Origin of the sequence: Rosettibacter firmus (genome assembly GCF_036860695.1) — a bacterium.
In the GTDB taxonomy this organism is placed as follows: Bacteria; Bacteroidota; Ignavibacteria; order Ignavibacteriales; family Melioribacteraceae; genus Rosettibacter; species Rosettibacter firmus.
The window spans coordinates 1-20,323 of record NZ_JAYKGJ010000001.1; the positions used below are offsets into that span (position 1 = coordinate 1).

Sequence of the window (20,323 nt, forward strand, 5' to 3'; positions counted from 1 at the left end):
TTGAACACAGATGACACAGATTGGACAGATGACCACAAGATTGTTCATCAGTGAACATCGTGTCTCATCAGTGTCATCTGTGTGCTATTCTCACAACCAATTTATTATTTTTTCTGCAACCTGTTTACCTGTAAATCCAAATTTTTCAGCCAGTACTTTATAAGGAGCTGAAGCACCAAATCTTTCCATACCTATTTTTAATAACTTCTGTCTAAATGTATCGCCCCAACCCTGCATGCTTGCAGCTTCAATTATAACAACAGGCACATTATCAGGGAACAAAGATTTTTTATAATCTTCTGATTGCTTTTCAAAAATTTCTTTTGATGGTATTGAAACAACTCTGATAGATAATTTATCAGCTAATATTTTTTTTGCTTCTACTGCAACAGGGACTTCAGAACCACTTGCAGCAATAACCAAATCAAGTTTTCCATTTTCTTTTGAAACAATATAAGCACCCTTTAATACATCTTCTGGTTTAAAATCTGACTCTCTTTCAAAAGCATCTATTTTCTGACGAGTTAGAATTAAAGCAACCGGTCCTTCTTTATGTCTTAATGCATATGCCCATGACATAGCTGTTTCGATACCATCTGCTGGTCTAAGAACAGTAACATTTGGAATTGCTCTTAAAACCGGAAGATGTTCGACAGGTTGATGAGTTGGTCCATCTTCACCAACAAATATTGAATCGTGTGTAAAAACATAAATAACAGGAATTTCCATTAATGCTGCCAATCTAATTGTTGGTCGCATATAATCAGAAAAAACAAAAAATGTAGCACCAAACGGTCTAAAGCCTCCATAAAGTGCAATACCATTAATTATTGCACCCATAGCATGTTCACGAATTCCAAAATGAAAATTTCTTCCATCAAATTTGCCAGGAGCTATCGAAGCAAAATCTTTCATATAAGTGTTGGTTGATGGTGCTAAATCAGCAGAACCTCCAACAAAGTTCGGAACTATTTGAGCAATTTTTTGAATTACTTTACTTGATAGCGAGCGAGTTGCATTAGGTTCTTTTGGAGCTGCGGCTAATAATTCTTCTTCTAAGTTTTCTGGTAACCAGTTATTTATGTATTTATCAAAAAGTTCTGCTTTATCGGGATTTGATTTTTTCCATTCATTAAATTTATGATTCCATTCTTCATATAATTTTTTTAATTCTTTCTTTCTATCATCGAAAAGCTTTTTAACTTCTTCTGGAATATAAAATTCTTTATCCAGTGGCCAGTTAAGATTTTTCTTGGTTTCAATCAATTCTTCTGGACCAAGTGGGGCACCATGAACTTCTGCTGTATCAACTTTATTTGGGCTTCCATAACCAATATGAGATCGAGTAATAATTAAAGATGGTTTTTCTTTTTCATTTTGTGCTTCAATAATTGCTTTACGAATTTCTTCGTGATTATATGCATCGGCTCTTAAGACCTGCCAGCCATAAGCTTCAAATCTTTTTTGAATATCTTCTGAAAAAGTAATTTCAGTTTTACCTTCGATTGTGATATGATTATCATCGTAAAAATAAATTATATTTCCTAATTTCAAATGACCTGCAATTGAAGCTGCTTCGTGTGAAATTCCTTCCATCAAATCGCCATCGCTAACTATAGCATAAATATAATGATTACCAAACAATTGATTATTTTCATCATTAAATCTTGCTGCAATCATTTTAGAAGCAATAGCCATTCCTATACCATTACCAAATCCCTGACCTAATGGACCTGTAGTAGTTTCAATTCCTGGCAACAAACCATACTCAGGATGACCAGCAGTTCTACTTCCCCACTGACGGAATGATTTTAAATCATCAAGTGTAACATCATAGCCACTAAGATGTAACATAGTATAAATTAACATTGAACCATGACCTGCTGAAAGAACAAATCGATCGCGATTATACCATTTAGGATCATCAGGATTATGTTTTAAAAATTCTGTCCATAAGATCATAGCAACATCTGCCATTCCCATTGGCATACCTGGATGACCGGAGTTAGCTTTCTGTACACCTTCAGCAGCAATAATTCTGATTGTGTTCGCTGCTAATTTCTTTAAGTCAGTATTAGTCATTCTCATTTCTCCTAGTAATTAGTAGTTTAATCATGCAAATCTAATAAAATTATAAAACAGTCTGAACCTAACAAACATAAATTAAACATTATAAGTAGTTGAAGATGTTGTACCTCCTCTACCTGTCCAGTTAGTATGGAAGAATTCTCCACGTGGCCTATCAACTCTTTCGTATGTATGAGCTCCGAAATAATCTCTCTGAGCCTGTAATAAATTAGCAGGCAATCTTCCATTACGATATCCATCAAAGAAATTCAATGCTGTTGATAAAGCTGGTATCCAGATTCCATTTGTAATTGCAGTTGATACAACTCTACGCCATGATTCTTGAGAAGATAATATTTTCTCTTTGAAGAATGGATCAAGTAAAAGATTTGGTAATTCAGGATTATTATCAAAAGCTTCTTTTATTTTACCCAAGAATGCAGAACGAATAATACATCCTCCGCGCCACATTAAAGCTATGCCACCATAATTTAAATTCCAGCCATAATCTTTTGCTGCTTGACGCATTAACATAAATCCCTGTGCATACGAAACAATTTTTGATGCATAAAGTGCTTTTCTTAAATCTTCTATAAATTGTTTTTTATCTCCATCAAATTTTGGAGTTGGACCATGCAATATTGTAGAAGCATAAACTCTTTCGGCTTTCAGTGCAGATAGAGATCTTGCATAAACTGCTTCGCCAATTAATGTCAGTGGAATTCCAGAGTCTAACGATGCTATAACTGTCCATTTACCAGTTCCTTTTTGGCCTGCTGCATCAAGAATTTTTTCAACGAGGGGCTGCCCATCATCATCTTTATAAGCAAGAATATCTCGTGTAATTTCAATTAAATAACTTTCAAGTTCACCTTCATTCCATTCTTTAAAGATGTTATGCATCTCTTCGTAACTTAATCCAAGGAGATCTTTCATAATTTGATATGTTTCGCAAATAAGTTGCATATCACCATATTCAATACCATTATGAACCATTTTAACAAAATGTCCAGCACCATTTTCACCAACCCAATCGCAGCATGGTGTTCCATCAGATACTTTAGCAGCAATAGCTTGAAATATTGGTTTAACAAGTTCCCATGCTTTTGGTGAACCACCAGGCATAATTGATGGTCCTCTTAAAGCACCTTCTTCGCCACCTGAAACTCCAGTTCCAATATAAAGCAAACCTTTTTCTTCAACATATTTAGTCCTTCTAATTGTATCAGGGAAATGTGAATTACCACCATCAATTATTACATCTCCAGGTTCAAGAAGTGGAATTAATAGTTCAATAAAGTCATCTACTGGTTTGCCTGCTTTAACCATTAACATTACTTTACGTGGCTTTTTTAAATTAGCAACCAGTTCTTCAAGTGAATGTGTTCCAATAATATTTTTTCCTTTACCTCTTCCATTAACAAAATTATCGACTTTTTCAACAGTTCGATTATATACAGCAACAGTAAATCCGTGACTTTCCATATTTAATACTAAATTCTCTCCCATAACAGCAAGTCCAATTAATCCAATATCTGCTTTGCTCATTTTTTTACTCCATTTATTTTAATTAATAAATTTTCCTTTATAAGCCCATAATCCTAATGCAGGATTAGATATGTAAAAAATAATTTCTCCATCAACTTCATTAAATCCATCTTTTAATTTTTCTGGATTATATTTTTTCAAAATTTCATTCAAGTCGGCGTAGTTGAAATTAACACTTTCAATCTCTTCTTTTGAAAGATAGCCAGGACAATAAGTGATTGTAAATCTATTTTCTGATGAACCATGGATTAGATGTGCAGCTGCACTTAAGTTGTTTTTAAGTTCATCATTTTCTTGAACATATTGCAAAATTTCTGGTGTTGTTTTGTAGCCATATTTTCTAATTAATCTATCTATTTCTTTATCTTCTCCAAATTCTTTAAGACCAGGGGCAAGTACAATTAATTCTCCTCCATCAGCAATTGCCATTCGAGTTCTATAAATACTTTTATTACCAAGCCAGGTACTTTTAAATTCATGAGGATCAAGATAAACAACAACTTTTTTAAGAGGTTCATCCAGCATTTCAAAATTAACTTTGAGTGAAAGATCGGCTGCGAGTTTGAAGCATTCAAAATCATCACCAATATATAATCCTTTTAAGACCAGTTCATTATTTTCATCTTTTCCAATTACAGTAAGTATATAAATTATTGGTAAATCTTTTGCGAAATTATCTGACGCATAATTCATTACTTTTCTAACAGGATTATCAGCTCTTCCCATTATTCTTTCCATACCGTAGACTGCACCTAAAAAATGGCTTTTATTAATTCCTTCTGAACCACCTGTTCCAACAAAAATATTCTTATTATAATTTGCCATTCCAATTACTTCGTGAGGGACAACCTGACCGATAGATAAAATTAAATCATATTTTCCATTAACAAGAAGTTTATTTACCTGTGCAGGCCATGAGTAATTTACTTTTCCTTCTGAAACTTCATAAACAAAATCTGAAGGAACTTCGCCAAGTGTAACCAGATCTTCTCTCCATCTATGAACACGGAATAAATTTTTTGGAATGTTTCCAAACATAATTTCAATTTCATAATCACTCATTGGTGCATGTGTTCCAAGAGCAGGTAAAATATCTGTAAGTTTTTCTTTAAAATATTCATATGTATAACGCGTTAAATCTCCAGCTTTAGAATGAAATCTCGTAAAATCTGGAGGAATAACTAAAACTTTTTTTCGATTTCCAATTTTATCAAAAACTGAAAATAGAGCTTCTTTTATTTCTGTTACACTAAAAGATTTATCTGGAGATCCATTAGCATAGTAAATCATATATTCCTCTTAACAATAGAACACAGATGACACTGATGAGACACGATTCTCACTGATAATAATCTTGTGGTCATCTGTCTAATCTGTGTCATCTGTGTGCAATCATTAAATTATTTTTTTGAACACCGATGACACTGATGAGACACGATTCTCACTGATAATAATCTTGTGGTCATCTGTCTAATCTGTGTCATCTGTGTGCAATCCTTAAATTATTTTTGAACACCGATGACACTGATGAGACACGATTCTCACTGATAATAATCTTGTGGTCATCTGTCCAATCTGTGTCATCTGTGTTCTATTCACTTATCTTTGAATTCTTGCAGAGCCACCTTTAGCAAAAGCTCTAACTTCTTCCAGAGTAGCCATTGTTGTATCACCTGGATAAGTAGTAAGTAAAGCACCGTGTGCCCAACCGAGTTTAACGGCTTCTTCGGGATCTTCATCAGTCAATATTCCATAGAAAAATCCAGCTGCAAAACCATCACCACCACCAACTCTATCATATACATCAAGTTCTGCAGTAGGAGCTTGATATACTTTACCATTAATCCAGGCAACAGCACTCCAGCTATGTCGATTAGTAGAATGCACTTCGCGTAAGGTTGTAGCAACAACTTTAACATTAGGAAATTTTTTAACTACATCATCAATCATAGCAACAAAAACAGAAGGATCAAGTTTAGATTTAGCAGTAACATCTGGACCAGGAATTCCCAGACCTTTTTGTAAATCTTCTTCATTTCCAACAAGAACATCAACATGTTCAACAATTTGGTTAATCACTTCGACAGCCTTTTTTTCTCCACCCCATATATTCCACAATTTTGCTCTAAAATTTAGATCAAAACTTGTAACAGCTCCTGCAGATTTTGCAGCTTTCATTCCTTCAATTATTAATTTACCGGTTGTTTCTGAAAGTGATGCAAAAATTCCTCCACTATGAAACCATTTAACACCATTCGAAAAAATTGAATTCCAATCAATATCACCTGGTTTTAATAAAGCTGCAGCTTCGTTACTACGATTATAAAAAACTACAGGTGCACGAGAACCATATCCTCTATCACTATAAACAGTAGCCATATTAGGTCCATTTACTCCATTATGTTGAAACTCCTTAGCAAAGAGTTTCACACCCATAGCTCTTACTCTTTCGGCAATTAAATCACCAATTGGATATTTAACAATTGCAGTAACAATTCCAGTATTAAGTCTAAAACAATCAGATAAATTTGCAGCTACGTTATACTCACCACCACTAACATGAATTTTACATTCTGTTGCTTTTCTAAAAGGAATGATGCCAGGATCAAGACGATGCACAAGTGCTCCAAGTGAAACTAAATCTAAAGAAGCATTCTGATTAATTTGAAGACCATACTTCATTTATAAATTCCCCTATGATTTTTTAATAAGAAGTTTAATGTATTTTGTTATGAATAATAATTATAACGTTGAACTATTAAACACCAGCAAATGCATTAAATCCACCGTCAACTGGAATTACAACACCTGTGACAAATTTTGAAATATCGGAAACTAAATAAAGCAGTATACCAATTAACTCTTCTGGTTCACCAAAACGACCCATTGGAGTATTAGCAATAATTTTTTTACCTCTTTCAGTAAGTTGATTTGTATCTTTATCAATAAGCAAAAATCTATTTTGTTCTGTTAAGAAAAATCCAGGTGCAATTGCATTTACTCTAATATTTAATTTAGCAAGATGAACAGCCAGCCATTCAGTTAAATTATTAACCGCAGCTTTTGCAGCTGAGTAAGCCACAACTCTCGTAATTGGTCTATATGAACTCATTGATGAAATATTTACAATTACACCTCCACGACCAATCATATCTTTGGCAAAAATCATTGTAGGTAAAACTGTTCCCATAAAATTCAAATCAAATACACTTCGAAAGCCATCAAGTTCTAAACCAAAAAAACTTTTTGATAAGTCATTAATATCATCATTTGTTAAAATTTCTTTTGAAGTAGTAGCAGTTGGATTATTTCCTCCTGCACAATTAACGAGAACATCTATTAAACCAAATTTGTCATTAATTTCTTTTTTTGCATTAAGCAAAGCTTCTCTATCGAGTACATTTGCAGCTAAGCCAATAGTAGATTCAGGATACATTTCATTTAAATTACTGGCAACACTTTCAGCTTTTTCTTTTTTAGTACCAATTATTACAACCTTAGCTCCAGCATCTGCAAGTCCCATAGCCAAAGCTCTACCAAGAATACCACTTCCTCCCGTAATTACACACACTTTCCCTTTAATATCATCCATAAAGTATTTCATAATTACTCCTTTATTTATTTAAAACACTTTTAATACTATTCATTACAATTTTAGCATTTTCTGTAAGTTTTTCATATTTCTCATTTTGAATTGCTTCTTTATCGAGCAATGCAGAACCAATTCCAACTGCACATGCACCAGCTTTTAACCACTCACCTGCATTAGTAAGAGTAACACCACCTGTTGGCATTAATTTTAAGTGCGGCATCGGAGCTAATATACCTTTGAAAAATGCCATACCTAAAACATCAGCTGGAAAAACTTTTATTATATCTGCTTCCGATTCGTATGCAGTTTGAATTTCTGTTGGAGTAAAACATCCCGGCATTGCAGGAATATCATATTGATGAGCTTTTTCAATTATTTCTTTTTTGAAAATTGGACTTACGACATATTTTGCACCAGCTTTTATTGCATCTTCAGCTGTTTGTACATTAAGTACAGAACCAACTCCTATTATGATATTTTTATCGAGTTCATAACTCATTTTTTCAATTAGTTGAATGGCATTAGGGACAGTCATTGTAATTTCTGCTATTGTAATTCCACCTTCAGCTAATGCTTCGATTACTTTTCTTAATTTTTCCGGTTCTTTAATTCTTAGAACCGCAACTGCTTTTCGATTTAATATTTCATCTACAATTTCTTTTCTGTTCATTATTTAAATGGCTCCAGATGTTTTTTGAAATGATTTATAATAAATTCATAATGAGTATCTTCATTCTCTTTCAAACATTTGATAATTTTATCTTTAAATAAAAACTCACCTGAAGAATTTTTTTCTGTCAATACTTTTCCGAAAGTTACATGTAATACTTGACGAACATCATTTGAATTAAACAAATCAACTAACTCAGCATCGGAATATTCTTTAGCAGGTTTAACTCTATTAATGTCTGCCGAAACATGATAACTTCTTTTTTCTGTTTCATAAAGTCCTTTACTAAAATCTAAAATTTCTCTAAATAAATCTGGTTGTTTTGCTGCTACAACTTTTAAAGCTTCAAGATAACTTGTTCCTGCTGTTTTAACATGAGTATATGCATCTTTCAATGAACCTATAACTCTGTAGGCAGAAAACTTATCGCTACCTGAATGTAAACTTATTTTATAACTACCAAAATACTTTGTTATAGCCAGATGTTTTTCATATTCTGTTTTAAATAAATTCAAATCACCTTTATAATCAATTCCCTTTTCAAAATCGCCAATAAATCTTGGAGCAAGACTAATAAATTTCACTCCCAATCTATTCAATTCATTAGCAAAGAAAAAGTGTTCGAATGGCGATGTAACAGATTCGGTTTCGTCAACTGAAACTTCGACTTCAAATTTTCCTTGTTCAGCTTTAGTACTCAGGTAATCATACATTTTTTTAATATGAATAATTGCTCTCCCATATTTTGCATATGCTCTAAGAAAATTTTCTTTTGAAACTTCTATTGATAATTTTTCTGAAATATTAAATTTCTTTTGAACATATCTTTTTTCAGCTTCATCATAATTATCATTCAGCTCATCCCAATTAATTGTTTTTACTTTTTCGAGTAATTCATTTTCATTATAATGGTCTGCTTGATTGTCAACATGTTCACTCGGATCAAAAGTATACATAGTAAAGCCAGCATTTAGCATTAAATCTATATCCTGAAAAGTTTTAAGATGATCTGCATCTGAACCAAAACCATCTTTATAACCTTCCTGAAAAACAGCCCAAACTGCAGCATCCATAACTTCTTGTGGAGTTCTTTGTGTGCGTGTCAATTCTCTTATTGATTGTTGAGCTAAAATTGGTTTGAACCCACTGTTTCTTATTGCTCTTATGTGTCCAGCATTTGCAAGTCCTAATCTATCACCACAACCAAATGAATTACACAAGCCCAATGGTTTTGCAATAGTAAAATCAAATAATTTTTGTAATTCCAATCGATTGTTTGTGGTTAGCTGACACTTTTTTAATGAAATATTATTACCAGCATCAATTACTTCACCAACAAAATTTTTTGAGTGAGAATCATTTGTGTAAACAACAAATAAAAATTTTTCATTATTCTCTTTACCTAAAAAGAAATATGTATCTTCAAATTTATTTACAGAATATGGATATACTTTTATTTTTATTGAGTTATTAATTTGAACATCAACAAGATTATTGTTCACTATAGTATTATTGTTTACTTCGTCAATTAATGTTTGCAGTTCCATGTTATTTCCTCTTTTTAATTAATTCCAGAAATCAAAATAATTTCTTGCATTGTTATAAGAGATGTCTTCAACTATTTTACCAACTAATTTAATATCGTTAGGTATTAAACCCTTCTCTATTTCTTCTCCCAAAATATTGCAAAGAATTCTTCTAAAATAATCATGTCGTGAGTATGATAAAAAGCTTCTTGAATCTGTTAACATACCAATGAATCTACTTAATAAACTCATATTTGAAAGAGCATCAATTTGTTTTTCAATTCCACTTTTTTGATCTAAAAACCACCATGCACTTCCATATTGTAATTTACCAGGAACAGAACCATCCTGAAAATTACCAATCATAGTTGCTATTAATTCATTATCAGCGGGATTAAGGTTATAAATAATTGTTTTTGTTAATTTATTCTGGCTATCAAGTCTATCTAAAAATTTAGCAAGTGGTCTTGCAATTTCAAAGTCTCCAATAGAATCCCAACCTGTATCTGGACCTAATGTTTTAAACATTCTTGAATTATTATTTCTCAATGCCCCGATGTGCAATTGTTGAACCCAGCCTTTTTCGTGATCCATAATTCCGAATTCATACATCATTGCAGATTTGAATTTGAGAATTTCAATTTGAGTTAATTCTTTTTTAGCTAATATTTTTTCAAAAATTAATTTGATTTCATTTTCTGTATAATCTTCTGCATAAGCTGTTTCAATTCCATGGTCAGAAAGTCTGCAATCATTTTCATGAAAATAATCATGACGTTTTCTGATAGCCGTAATAAAATCATTAAAGTTATTTATAGAAATATTCGAAGCTTCTTCAACTTTCTTCAAATATTTATGAAACTCATCAATGTTTTCCACTGCCATTGCTTTATCTGGACGAAAAGCAGGAATAACTTTAGTGCCAAATGGTTTCTCTTTAATTTTTTTATGATATTCAAGTGAATCAACAGGATCATCTGTTGTGCAGATAACTTCTACATTCCATTGTTTAATTAGTCCCTGCGTTGAAAAATCATCCTGTTGTAATAATTCATTGCAGCGATTCCATATTTCTTCAGCAGTTTCAGGATTCAGTAATTTATCTGAAATACCAAAAGGTTTTTTCAGTTCCATATGTGTCCAGTGGTATAATGGATTTTTGATAGTATATGGAACTGTTTCTGCCCATTTAAAAAACTTTTCTTTATCAGATGCATTTCCTGTAATAAATTTTTCATTAACCCCATTAGTTCTCATCGCACGCCATTTATAATGATCACCGTATAACCAGACGTGCGTGATATTTTTAAATTTTATATTCTCAGCAATTTCATTTACGGGAAGATGACAATGATAATCAATAATTGGCATTTTAGATGCATGTTCATGATAAAGAATTTGAGCGGTTTTGTTTGTTAACAAAAAATTTTCATGAATAAATATATTGCTCATAAAACTTGTCCTTTAACTGTTCTTTAATGTAAAAAATCTATAATCATTAAAATGATTTTTATAATTCAACTTTTTTCATTTGAGGTGCAAGTAAATTGAAAATTACCCATGCACCTAAATAAGCAGTACCACAAATAATGAACATTACATAATAACCTGTTTCAATATTTCCCAGAGCTTTGAAATGATCTAACAAAGCACCAGCAACTCTTGCAATTAAAATTCCTCCAATAGCTCCAGCCATTCCGCCTATTCCAGTAACAGATGCAACTGCTTTTTTGGGAAACATATCAGAAGTAGTTGTAAAAATATTTGCAGACCAGGCTTGATGGGAGGCAGCTGCAAGTCCAATAATTAAAACAGCATACCAGTAGCTATAAGTACCTAAAGCCTGAGCGAAAACAACTGGCAATACTAATAATGCAAAAATAAGCATAGCTGTTCTTCTTGCTTTATAAACTGGCCAACCTTTTCCAATAAAATAACCTGATAACCAACCTCCAAAAATGCTACCAACTGTAGTTAAAGTATAAACAACAGCAATTGGTAATGCCAGATCAGTTTTAGTCATACCATATTGTTTATTTAAAAATGAAGGTAACCAGAATAAATAGAACCACCATACAGGATCAGTCATAAATTTACCAATTACGAAAGCCCATGTTTGTCGATAAGTTAACAATTTAAACCAACTTACTTTTTCTTTATTTTCATTTTCAGCTCTTTCATCTTTATCACTATGAATATATTCAAATTCTTCTTTACTTAACTTCTTATGTTTTGAAGGAATTTCGTACACCGCAAACCAGAAAATCAACCAGATTAAACCAATAGCTCCCGTAATAATAAATGCTTCTTGCCAGCCCCATGCAGCTGCAATAAAAGGAACTGATAGTGGTGCCAATATTGCACCTACATTTGTACCTGAATTAAAAATTCCAGTAGCTAAAGCTCTTTCTTTTTTGGGGAACCATTCTGCTACTGTTTTAATTGCAGCTGGAAAATTACCTGCTTCACTTAATCCTAATAATCCACGTGCTGCCATAAATCCAAGTGTACTTTTTGCAAATGCATGACCAATTGCTGCAAGACTCCAAACAGCTAACGAAATAGCATAACCAAGTTTTGTCCCAACCTTATCAATAAACCAACCCACTACAAGCATTCCAAGTGCATAACACAATTGAAAAGCCACAACAATGTTTGCATAATCAGTTTCACTCCAGTTAAACTGAGGCTCAAGATAATCATCCTTTAATAGACTAATTACTTGACGGTCTAAATAATTAACAGTCGTGGCAAAAAAGACAAGTGCTAAAATTACCCAGCGGTATTTACCAACTTTAGATTTCGAATGAACATTTTCTGAAGATGTCATAACGACCTCTTTTATTAATGTAAGTAAAATAAATTATATCGTATACTTTATCGATTACTAAATTATACAAAAAATATTTCTATTCCAATAAAAATCCTCCAATATAAATTAAACTAATTAACATAATTCCTTTTTTACACATAATAAATTATTATAAGTTGCGGAGAGAGTGGGATTCGAACCCACGGTGGCGCTTTAGCGCCACACACGCTCTCCAGGCGTGCCAGTTCAACCACTCCTGCATCTCTCCTATTAAAAATGAACTCTTATCAGAAAAAATAACACTACAAATATAGAAATATTACTATTTACTAAAAAAAATTTTATAAAAATTCAAAAGTCAATTACAAAAAAGTGTTATTTAATATATGTAATTGTAAGTGTTTTTTTCTAATTTTGTTCTGTGATTTTTGAATGCAACAGGAATATTACAGTGTAAATGCTCGTTCATCTCAAGTAGAAATTCAGCAGTGAAAATTTATATTCTTTGTTCTGATTTTATTGGAAAAGTTGACGAGTGGTTGTATATCCTCCTGTGGAAATGTGTAGTCTCGAAAATGTAAACTCTTTTTTCTTTGTTTTAATTTTACTGGAGAGGTGGCAGAGTGGTTGAATGCGGCGGTCTCGAAAACCGTTTGGTGCACTTTAGCGCCACGGGGGTTCGAATCCCCCCCTCTCCGCATTAACATAATTTTTATTTAATAATGAAAAACAAATTTCCTTCAGTTATAATAAATTTACTTTTTCTTTTTCTCTTTTTATCTATCACAGAAACTTCTTTCTCACAAGAAAATAATTCTAAGTGGCTAATAATTAATAACAAAACATTTATTGATACTTCTAACATACTGATATCGAATGATGAATTATATGTGTGGGTTTTAGAATTAAATTCTCCTCCTTTAATAATTGAAAACATCGATAGAGAAATTTTTAAAACAAAAACTTATTATCTAATAAATAAAAATCTTAAAAGATATAGTATTCTCCAGATAATATATTATGACAAAAAAGAAAATGTGATTAAAAGTTTTTCATATAATTATGATTGGGATGATATTACACTAAAATATAGTACCCCCATCCTTGAAGGTTCAACTATGGATACAGTCCTGAATAAGTGCATGGAATTTAGTTTGAATAAATAAAAATCATTACAACATTTTTTTAATGTACAATCTTCCACCAATTAAATCCATTTGTTCCATTATTTTAATTCTTCTATGTAATAAATAACTGCTTGGCTTTAAAGGATTTCTCTTTTTAGGGTTTGGTAAAACTGCAGCTATTGTTGCAGATTCTAATTTGCTTAATTTAATTGGAGCTTTCTTATAATAAATCTTTGATGCTTCATATATTCCATAAATATTTTTTCCCATTTCTGCTGAATTTAAATAAACTTCGATTATTCTTTTCTTTGACCATAAACATTCTATAAGAACTGTATAATATGCTTCGAGTGCTTTTCTAAAGAATATTTTTGATGGGAATAAAAATAAATTCTTTGCAACCTGCATTGTAATTGTACTTGCACCTCGAATTCTTTTTCTATGTTCATTTTCTTTTATAGCTTTTTCAATCTGTTCAAAGTCAAAACCAAAATGTTCAAAAAATCTCTGGTCTTCCGAAGCTATAACAGCTAATGGTACATACAAAGAGACTTTATTGATAGAGATTGGTTTATACTTTACATCGTTATCGATAAGTGATTTAAAATTATCAGTAGTATTTGTATAGATAAATGCAGTAGAAGCAGGATTAACAACTCTAAAAAAAAGAAGAAGAAATATTACCCACAAATTAAATACAATAAAGGTTCGGAATAAAACTTTAAATATCTTTACCATAAATCAAAATAAATGAACTAAAAAAATTAAATTTTGTTTGGTTTTAAAATTATTTGTATAATTAATCATTCAACAAAAAATAAAAAGGAGTATATATGATATCAAATAATATGGAAAAAGCATTAAATGAACAACTAAATGCAGAATTATTCTCATCTTACTTATATTTATCTATGGCTGCATACTTTGAATCAAAAAATTGGTTTGGTTTTGCTAAATGGATGAAAAAACAATCAGAAGAAGAATATGGTCATGCAATGAAGTTTTTTGGATATATAAATGAAGTGGGTAAAAAAGTTACACTCGAAAAAATTGAAAAACCAAAAAATGAATGGCAATCTCATCTCGAGATATTTGAAGAAGCATTAAAACATGAACAATATATTACAAAAAGAATTAATGACCTTGTGAATTTAGCTATAAAAGAAAATGATCATGCAACCAACAATTTTCTACAATGGTTTGTTAAAGAACAAATCGAAGAAGTATCATCAGTTCAAAAAATTGTTGAAACTCTCAAGTTAATTGGTGATCAAGCTGGAAGTTTATTTATGTTAGATCATGAACTTGGAAAACGTGAATAATTTTAATATCTAAGTTTTTTTATTTAGTATATTTTTATTATGTTTGCCTGCAAAAAAATTATAAATGGGAATATAATGGCTCGAAGATGTCAAATAACAGGGGTTGGTCCTGTAAGTGGTCACAATATTTCACATGCACATAATAAAACCAAAAGAAGATTTCTCCCAAATCTTCAAAAGAAAAGAATCTGGGTTAAAGAACTCAATAGATTTGTGACTGTGAAATTGACAACCAGTGCCTTAAGAACACTTGCTAAAAATGGGACTGGAGAATTAGCAAAATTAATAATGGAAAAGAAAATTAAAGTTAGATAGTAAAAAGAGACCTCATAAATATGAGGTCTCTTTTTTAAGCATTATCTTTTTCTCCCATCATTTCTTCTTTCAGTTTCTTTATATTCTCTTTTTGGATTTAATCTTCTAACAGATTTATCATTATCGATTTTAAATTTTTCATATGTATTTCGTTTATCATTCTCATTACCCCTGCGATCAAAAGAACGAGAATTTTCTCTTTCTACTCCATTTCTTATAATATCATTATTGTATTGGTTCCCTTTTATATTTTCATTCTCTTCTCTTCTATATGAATCATCACCTCTTCTTTTAATTTCCCTTTCCGGGAAAATTAAATCATCTCTCCGAAGAGAACTTTTTCTTTCTGGTCTTCTCAATTCAAAATCTTTTATTCTATCCAGATTTCTATAATCTTGTTCATTTACTCTATAAATAACAATTTTATTTTCATCCCTTCTTCTCTGGATTTCAAAAGTTTTGTAACTGTCTATATCACGAATTTCATATTCACGAATTCTCTTATTTATTCTTTTCTCAATCTGGCGAGGTTCAATTCCTTCATTAATAATTCTTCCATCTCTATAGTAATAATCACTACGATATTTTGTTCTATTAAAAATTTTAGGAATTACATTTGAACTGATTACATAATGATGAATACTATGATTATGAAAATGTTCATATCTTACAAAATTCCAGTAATGATAATGTGAATGCCAGTTAATTGTAAAGTGAATACCAATATCAATCCTAAAATGTGCATAAGGTGGAAGCGGAGCCCAACCTATGTAAAAATCATCATAACGCCATTCAACCCAGGCTGGTCCCCATTCATCATCTGGTATCCAGATCCAGCCATAATAATCATCATAATACCATCTACCATAATGATATACTGCCCAGCCAAATGGCTCGAACGAATCCCAATACCAACCATATTTAGTCCAGCACCATCTTCCTATTAAATACGGTTTCCAGCCAATCTGAATTCTTATGGGTCGCCACACAATTACATCTCTTTCTATTTCAATCCACTCACCGTATGGCTTTAATGGAGCATAAAAAATTTTATATGTATGTTCTCGAAATGGTTGTTTGGCATTGATTGTTGTAATTAAACTAATTAAAAATAATAGATAAACGATTTTTCTGTTCATCACAACCTCCAGATTTTAATTTTATAATCTCAATAACTATACCATTAATAATCATTGAATTTTTTTATTTTTTACAATGTTATTTATTCATAAGTTTAATTAAAAAGACATAAATTTTATTTTTGAATACAGTAAAATAAAGTAGTTATGGCAGTAGAATTTTTCTTAAAGAATAAACTAATCAATGGGATAAATTATAATGAATATTTTAATTCATTAAAAAATAAGATTGAACTTATTGAGAAGAATAATCTGAAGGAAATTAATGGATATCCCGCTGAACTATATAAATTAAATTACCAGCGTTCAACACGAATTGAAAAAACTTATAAAGTAAATGAAGAATTAATGAGATTAATTAAATATATATCAGAGCAATACTGGCTTATTATTACTGAACACTGGTGTGGAGATTCAGCACAGATAGTACCATATATTTCAAAGATTGCTGAGTGTAATGAAAAAATAAATTTAATTATTATTGAAAGAGATAAAAACCTTGATATAATGGATATGTATTTAACAAATGGGACAAGAAGCATTCCCAAATTGATTGCTTTCGATTATGATGGTAAAGAGTTATTTCAGTGGGGACCAAGACCAAAAGAGGCACAGGAATTAATTAATAAAGCAAAAGCAGAAGGAAAATCTAAAAAAGAATTCCTTGAATTATTACATAAGTGGTATGCAAAAGACAAAGGTAAATCTATTGAAAAAGAATTTTATGAAATCATTAATAGTCTTATCAATCATTATAATCAAAAGGAAAAATGATTTTAACTTTTGCATCTACATCTTTACCACCTGATCTTGCAGGATTAAATTTAGTTTCCATTAATGCAGATTCAACTGCTTCATCACATCCATATCCAATTCCCTGCAAAACTTTCGTATCCCGTACAATACCAAATTTGTCAATAAATGTTTCAATAATAATTTCACCCTTCAACTTTAATCTTTTTGCTATAAAAGGAATTCTTAAATGATCATTTATGCTTCTTAAACCACCAACAGGATAAGGACATTCTTCAAAATCACAAATTATTTCTGTTTTTGTTCTGATGTTTTCCGGAGATTGACTTGTTATAATATTTTGTTTTTTATTTTCATTATTAACATTATTTTCTTGAGTTGTCTTATTATTATCAAAAGTTCCGTTATTCAATACTAAAGACTTATCAAAAATCTTAAATTCAACATTAAGTGTAACTCTTGAACGAACTACTTTGCCATCTTTTTGACCAGGAATAAATTTTGTTTTTTTCACTGCTTCTTCAGCAGCTTCGTTGCAACCCAATCCCAAACCTTTTATGATTTCAGTTTCAACAACATCTCCCTTTTCATCAATTGTGGCTATTAAAATTACAGTTCCTTCGAGTCCATACATTAAAGCATGTTCTGGATAAATTAAATTATCCTGAATAATTTTCATTCCCCCAAGTGGTATTGGACAAATATCAACATCACAAATTAAATCCTGCTTTTTCTTTTTAAGCAATTCCTGTTGTCTGTTGCCAGCTAAATACAATTCTGGAGGTGCTACGTAGGTAGAGTCATAATCAAAAAGTTTTGAAGAGATAAGAATTCCATTTTCGTATATATTTATTTCTTTCAAAGCTCCGTTATCATAATAGATCCGATGAGTGCCATCTTTAATACCATCTTTTACAAAATATTCTTCTTTAATTAATCCACTTTCATAAAACTCACGAACCAGACCATGAAGTTTACCTTTACTGAATTCTTTAATCATCATTAAGTTACCATTAGGGAAATACCAATATGAAGTTCCATCGAGTATGTCATTAACATATGAAATTTCATAATATAGATTACCATCTGGATAATAGCCTTTTACTATACCATTTTGAGCAAAAGATTTACTCAATATTACTAAAAAGCAAGTAATTATAATTTTTTTCATATAAATCTTATTCTTCTATAAATCAATAAAATAACTTGAATCATAAATATAAAATGAAAAAACTTAATTAAAGAAAGCAAATTTAACTTTTTGATATTTCTTAAGTTTTGCATAATTTTGCAAGCCAATGCGAGAGTGGCGGAATTGGCAGACGCGCTAGACTTAGGATCTAGTACCCAAAAGGTGTGGGGGTTCGAGTCCCCCCTCTCGCACGAGAAATAATTAAATAAACTAAAGAGGTATCATTGGAATATAAAGTAAATCAACTCGAAGATTCGATTCAAGAACTCGAAGTAAACTTAACTTATGAGGAAATATTGCCTGATATTGAAAAGGCATATGAAGAAGAAAGAAAAAATATAACTATTGATGGTTTTCGAAAAGGTAAAGCACCTATTTCGTTAATCAAAAAATTTTATGGCGAAGCAATAGAACATGAAGCAAGTGAGAAAATCGCTAATAAAAAATTCTGGGAAATTATTGAAAAAGAAAACATTCAACCTATAAGTGTTCCCATTCTTACTGATATTAATTATGTCAAAGGTGATAAACTTTTCTTTAAAATAAAATATGAAATAACTCCAAAAATAGAATTAAAAAATTATAAAAATCTTGAAATCGAAAAACCAATTTTTAAAGTCAATGATGAAGAAGTAGAAAAAGAAATTGAATTTTTACTAAACTCAAATGCAAGTTTCGAAGAAGCTGAATCAGTAGAAAATAATAATTATCGAATAACTGTCAACTTACAGAGAGTTGATGAGTCTGGATTACCAATAATTGGACAACGAACGGAAAATATTGTAATAGACTTAAAAGATGAAAGAGTAAATCAACAAATTGTAGAAAATGCTATCGGGAAAAAAGTTGGTGAAAAATTTCCATTCCATTTTGTTGATGAACATCATCATGGAGAAGAACTTCATAGAGAAGAATATCATTATGAAGCTGAAATTATAAAAATCGAGAAAAAAGTAATCCCCGAACCCAATGAAGAGATTATTAAGAAGATTACCAATAATAAAGCCTCGAATTTAGAAGAATGGAAAAACTTGATAAGAAAAAATATTACCGAATATTATAACGAACAATCTGAAGATATTTTTACAAATAATCTATTAAATGAAGTCGTAAAGAACAACGATTTTAATCCACCTCCAAGTTTTGTTGAATCACTTCACAAAAGATTTGTTGAATATGAGAAAGAAAATGCCAAGAGATTAAGACAAAGAATTGATGAGCAGATTGTATCTGAATATTACAAACCAAAAGCTGAATGGAATGCAAAATGGCAAATTATTCTTGAAAACATTGCAAAAGCAGAAAATATTACTGTCGATGATTCAGATCTTGAAAAACTTGCTAAAGAAGAATCAGAAAAAATAGGGATTAGCGTTGAAAAGCTTGTAAAATACTATAAAGACACAAATAAAATTTATACATTGCTTGAAAATAAAGTAATCAACTTCTTAAAAGAAAATACTAAAATAAAAGAAGTAGATGCAGAAGAATATTTAAAAGAGAAAAGGGAAAATAAAAATGAAACATAATAATTCTGAATTTCCTTTATATCAAAAAAAATATGAAATATATAATCAACTTGTTCCTTATGTAATTGAGCAGACTGGCCGTGGCGAACGAGGAATGGATATTTTCTCGAGATTGCTTCGTGAAAGAATTATATTCCTTGGAACAGCAATCGACGATCATGTTGCAAGTCTTGTAATTGCTCAATTACTCTTCCTCGAAGCTGAAGATCCTGATAAGGATATTTATCTTTACATAAATTCTCCTGGAGGTAGTGTTTCTGCTGGATTGGCAATTTATGATACGATGAGATATATACGTTCTAAAGTTTCAACAATATGTGTGGGACTCGCAGCAAGTATGGCAGCAGTTCTTTTAGCAGGTGGTGAAGAAGGTAAACGCTCTGCACTCCCCCACTCAAAAATATTAATTCACCAACCTTGGGTTGGAGGCTTACAAGGTCAAACAACCGATATTGAAATTCATGCTCGAGAAATGATTAAAACTCGTGATACAATTTATAAAATACTTTCTGAACATACTGGAAAACCTTATGAACAAATTGCTAAAGACTGTGATAGAGATTATTTCCTTACTGCAGAAGAAGCAAAAGAATATAATTTAATCGACAATATTTTAACTCATCGTTCTTCACCTACAAATGAAAAGGATAAAAAATCAGCATAATTAATGAGTCATTTTAAAAATACTTTTTATAATATAAAATTTACATTTATAAAGGGGGCTTATACCC

The 20,323-nt window shown here is 31.0% G+C and carries 18 protein-coding genes and 3 tRNA genes; 8 read left to right on the forward strand and 13 right to left on the reverse strand.

Features of this window, described 5'->3' with window-relative positions; genetic code table 11:
• Positions 1–90: 90 nt before the first annotated feature.
• From tkt to VJY38_RS00050, 10 genes are all read right to left on the reverse strand, one after another.
• Entirely contained in the window at positions 91–2,082 is a 1,992-nt protein-coding gene (gene tkt / locus VJY38_RS00005) for a transketolase (protein WP_353678612.1), read from the reverse strand.
• 81 nt (positions 2,083–2,163) lie between these two features.
• Complete coding sequence (gnd, locus tag VJY38_RS00010) at positions 2,164–3,615, reverse strand: decarboxylating NADP(+)-dependent phosphogluconate dehydrogenase (RefSeq protein ID WP_353678613.1); 1,452 nt, start codon at positions 3,613–3,615, stop codon at positions 2,164–2,166.
• Positions 3,616–3,633: 18 nt separating this feature from the next.
• A complete protein-coding gene (locus VJY38_RS00015) occupies positions 3,634–4,905 on the reverse strand; it encodes a nickel-dependent putative hexonate epimerase (protein ID WP_353678614.1) in 1,272 nt (423 codons plus the stop codon).
• A 309-nt stretch (positions 4,906–5,214) separates the two neighbouring features.
• Positions 5,215–6,297, reverse strand: coding sequence for a PfkB family carbohydrate kinase (locus VJY38_RS00020; RefSeq protein ID WP_353678615.1), 1,083 nt, complete (start codon positions 6,295–6,297; stop codon positions 5,215–5,217).
• A gap of 76 nt (positions 6,298–6,373) precedes the next feature.
• Positions 6,374–7,219 carry an SDR family oxidoreductase gene (locus VJY38_RS00025; protein ID WP_353678616.1) on the reverse strand — a complete coding sequence of 282 codons (846 nt, stop codon included), beginning with the start codon at positions 7,217–7,219 and terminating at the stop codon, positions 6,374–6,376.
• A 10-nt stretch (positions 7,220–7,229) separates the two neighbouring features.
• Positions 7,230–7,877, reverse strand: a complete 648-nt coding sequence (locus VJY38_RS00030; protein ID WP_353678617.1) for a bifunctional 4-hydroxy-2-oxoglutarate aldolase/2-dehydro-3-deoxy-phosphogluconate aldolase — start codon at positions 7,875–7,877, stop codon at positions 7,230–7,232.
• A complete protein-coding gene (locus tag VJY38_RS00035) occupies positions 7,877–9,424 on the reverse strand; it encodes a tagaturonate epimerase family protein (protein WP_353678618.1) in 1,548 nt (515 codons plus the stop codon). The genes VJY38_RS00030 and VJY38_RS00035 overlap by 1 nt, the downstream gene beginning before the upstream one ends.
• An 18-nt stretch (positions 9,425–9,442) precedes the next feature.
• Positions 9,443–10,855: a glucuronate isomerase gene (gene uxaC, locus VJY38_RS00040; RefSeq protein WP_353678619.1), complete on the reverse strand. Its 1,413-nt coding sequence runs from the start codon at positions 10,853–10,855 to the stop codon at positions 9,443–9,445.
• 58 nt (positions 10,856–10,913) lie between these two features.
• The gene (locus VJY38_RS00045) at positions 10,914–12,233 is read right to left on the reverse strand and encodes an MFS transporter (protein ID WP_353678620.1); all 1,320 of its coding nucleotides are present in this window, start codon (positions 12,231–12,233) and stop codon (positions 10,914–10,916) included.
• Between the two features lie 161 nt (positions 12,234–12,394).
• Positions 12,395–12,483: transfer RNA gene (locus tag VJY38_RS00050), tRNA-Ser, on the reverse strand.
• A 341-nt stretch (positions 12,484–12,824) separates the two neighbouring features.
• Between VJY38_RS00050 and VJY38_RS00055 the strand changes: the two genes are divergently transcribed.
• Positions 12,825–12,913, forward strand: a tRNA-Ser gene (locus tag VJY38_RS00055).
• Between the two features lie 24 nt (positions 12,914–12,937).
• Positions 12,938–13,381 (forward strand): hypothetical protein, encoded by a 444-nt coding sequence (locus VJY38_RS00060; protein WP_353678621.1) that lies wholly within the window; start codon positions 12,938–12,940, stop codon positions 13,379–13,381.
• 6 nt (positions 13,382–13,387) lie between these two features.
• On the opposite strand, the gene mtgA is transcribed toward VJY38_RS00060, so the two are convergent.
• Positions 13,388–14,080 carry a monofunctional biosynthetic peptidoglycan transglycosylase gene (gene mtgA / locus VJY38_RS00065; protein WP_353678622.1) on the reverse strand — a complete coding sequence of 231 codons (693 nt, stop codon included), beginning with the start codon at positions 14,078–14,080 and terminating at the stop codon, positions 13,388–13,390.
• 95 nt (positions 14,081–14,175) lie between these two features.
• Here mtgA and VJY38_RS00070 point away from each other — a divergent pair, with 95 nt between their 5' ends.
• Both VJY38_RS00070 and rpmB read left to right on the forward strand, forming a co-directional pair.
• The gene (locus tag VJY38_RS00070) at positions 14,176–14,664 is read left to right on the forward strand and encodes a ferritin (RefSeq protein WP_353678623.1); all 489 of its coding nucleotides are present in this window, start codon (positions 14,176–14,178) and stop codon (positions 14,662–14,664) included.
• 75 nt (positions 14,665–14,739) lie between these two features.
• Positions 14,740–14,979 carry a 50S ribosomal protein L28 gene (gene rpmB / locus VJY38_RS00075; protein ID WP_353678624.1) on the forward strand — a complete coding sequence of 80 codons (240 nt, stop codon included), beginning with the start codon at positions 14,740–14,742 and terminating at the stop codon, positions 14,977–14,979.
• 41 nt (positions 14,980–15,020) lie between these two features.
• Here rpmB and VJY38_RS00080 read toward each other — a convergent pair whose 3' ends face one another.
• Positions 15,021–16,118 carry a DUF6600 domain-containing protein gene (locus VJY38_RS00080; protein ID WP_353678625.1) on the reverse strand — a complete coding sequence of 366 codons (1,098 nt, stop codon included), beginning with the start codon at positions 16,116–16,118 and terminating at the stop codon, positions 15,021–15,023.
• 147 nt (positions 16,119–16,265) lie between these two features.
• Between VJY38_RS00080 and VJY38_RS00085 the strand changes: the two genes are divergently transcribed.
• Positions 16,266–16,892, forward strand: a complete 627-nt coding sequence (locus tag VJY38_RS00085; RefSeq protein WP_353678626.1) for a thioredoxin family protein — start codon at positions 16,266–16,268, stop codon at positions 16,890–16,892.
• On the opposite strand, the gene VJY38_RS00090 is transcribed toward VJY38_RS00085, so the two are convergent.
• Positions 16,864–18,042, reverse strand: coding sequence for a TonB family protein (locus VJY38_RS00090; protein WP_353678627.1), 1,179 nt, complete (start codon positions 18,040–18,042; stop codon positions 16,864–16,866). The genes VJY38_RS00085 and VJY38_RS00090 overlap by 29 nt on opposite strands.
• A gap of 129 nt (positions 18,043–18,171) precedes the next feature.
• On the opposite strand from VJY38_RS00090, the gene VJY38_RS00095 reads away from it, so the two are divergent.
• The 3 genes from VJY38_RS00095 (at position 18,172) to clpP (ending at position 20,256) form a co-directional block, all read left to right on the forward strand.
• Positions 18,172–18,254: transfer RNA gene (locus tag VJY38_RS00095), tRNA-Leu, on the forward strand.
• A 33-nt stretch (positions 18,255–18,287) separates the two neighbouring features.
• Complete coding sequence (tig, locus tag VJY38_RS00100; protein ID WP_353678628.1) at positions 18,288–19,592, forward strand: trigger factor; 1,305 nt, start codon at positions 18,288–18,290, stop codon at positions 19,590–19,592.
• Positions 19,582–20,256 (forward strand): ATP-dependent Clp endopeptidase proteolytic subunit ClpP, encoded by a 675-nt coding sequence (gene clpP, locus VJY38_RS00105; RefSeq protein WP_353678629.1) that lies wholly within the window; start codon positions 19,582–19,584, stop codon positions 20,254–20,256. Before tig ends, clpP begins: the two co-directional genes overlap by 11 nt.
• Positions 20,257–20,323: the final 67 nt, after the last annotated feature.

What these genes read in the sequence shown, in the direction of transcription:
- uxaC (WP_353678619.1), bottom strand. Translation starts at nt 10,855, where the DNA reads ATGAGCAATATATTTATTCATGAAAATTTTTTGTTAACAAACAAAACC.
- VJY38_RS00080 (WP_353678625.1), bottom strand. Translation starts at nt 16,118, where the DNA reads ATGAACAGAAAAATCGTTTATCTATTATTTTTAATTAGTTTAATTACA.
- VJY38_RS00060 (WP_353678621.1), top strand. Translation starts at nt 12,938, where the DNA reads ATGAAAAACAAATTTCCTTCAGTTATAATAAATTTACTTTTTCTTTTT.
- VJY38_RS00025 (WP_353678616.1), bottom strand. Translation starts at nt 7,219, where the DNA reads ATGAAATACTTTATGGATGATATTAAAGGGAAAGTGTGTGTAATTACG.
- clpP (WP_353678629.1), top strand. Translation starts at nt 19,582, where the DNA reads ATGAAACATAATAATTCTGAATTTCCTTTATATCAAAAAAAATATGAA.
- VJY38_RS00085 (WP_353678626.1), top strand. Translation starts at nt 16,266, where the DNA reads ATGGCAGTAGAATTTTTCTTAAAGAATAAACTAATCAATGGGATAAAT.
- VJY38_RS00035 (WP_353678618.1), bottom strand. Translation starts at nt 9,424, where the DNA reads ATGGAACTGCAAACATTAATTGACGAAGTAAACAATAATACTATAGTG.
- VJY38_RS00030 (WP_353678617.1), bottom strand. Translation starts at nt 7,877, where the DNA reads ATGAACAGAAAAGAAATTGTAGATGAAATATTAAATCGAAAAGCAGTT.
- gnd (WP_353678613.1), bottom strand. Translation starts at nt 3,615, where the DNA reads ATGAGCAAAGCAGATATTGGATTAATTGGACTTGCTGTTATGGGAGAG.
- mtgA (WP_353678622.1), bottom strand. Translation starts at nt 14,080, where the DNA reads ATGGTAAAGATATTTAAAGTTTTATTCCGAACCTTTATTGTATTTAAT.
- tkt (WP_353678612.1), bottom strand. Translation starts at nt 2,082, where the DNA reads ATGACTAATACTGACTTAAAGAAATTAGCAGCGAACACAATCAGAATT.
- VJY38_RS00090 (WP_353678627.1), bottom strand. Translation starts at nt 18,042, where the DNA reads ATGAAAAAAATTATAATTACTTGCTTTTTAGTAATATTGAGTAAATCT.
- rpmB (WP_353678624.1), top strand. Translation starts at nt 14,740, where the DNA reads ATGGCTCGAAGATGTCAAATAACAGGGGTTGGTCCTGTAAGTGGTCAC.
- VJY38_RS00015 (WP_353678614.1), bottom strand. Translation starts at nt 4,905, where the DNA reads ATGATTTACTATGCTAATGGATCTCCAGATAAATCTTTTAGTGTAACA.
- VJY38_RS00045 (WP_353678620.1), bottom strand. Translation starts at nt 12,233, where the DNA reads ATGACATCTTCAGAAAATGTTCATTCGAAATCTAAAGTTGGTAAATAC.
- VJY38_RS00020 (WP_353678615.1), bottom strand. Translation starts at nt 6,297, where the DNA reads ATGAAGTATGGTCTTCAAATTAATCAGAATGCTTCTTTAGATTTAGTT.
- VJY38_RS00070 (WP_353678623.1), top strand. Translation starts at nt 14,176, where the DNA reads ATGATATCAAATAATATGGAAAAAGCATTAAATGAACAACTAAATGCA.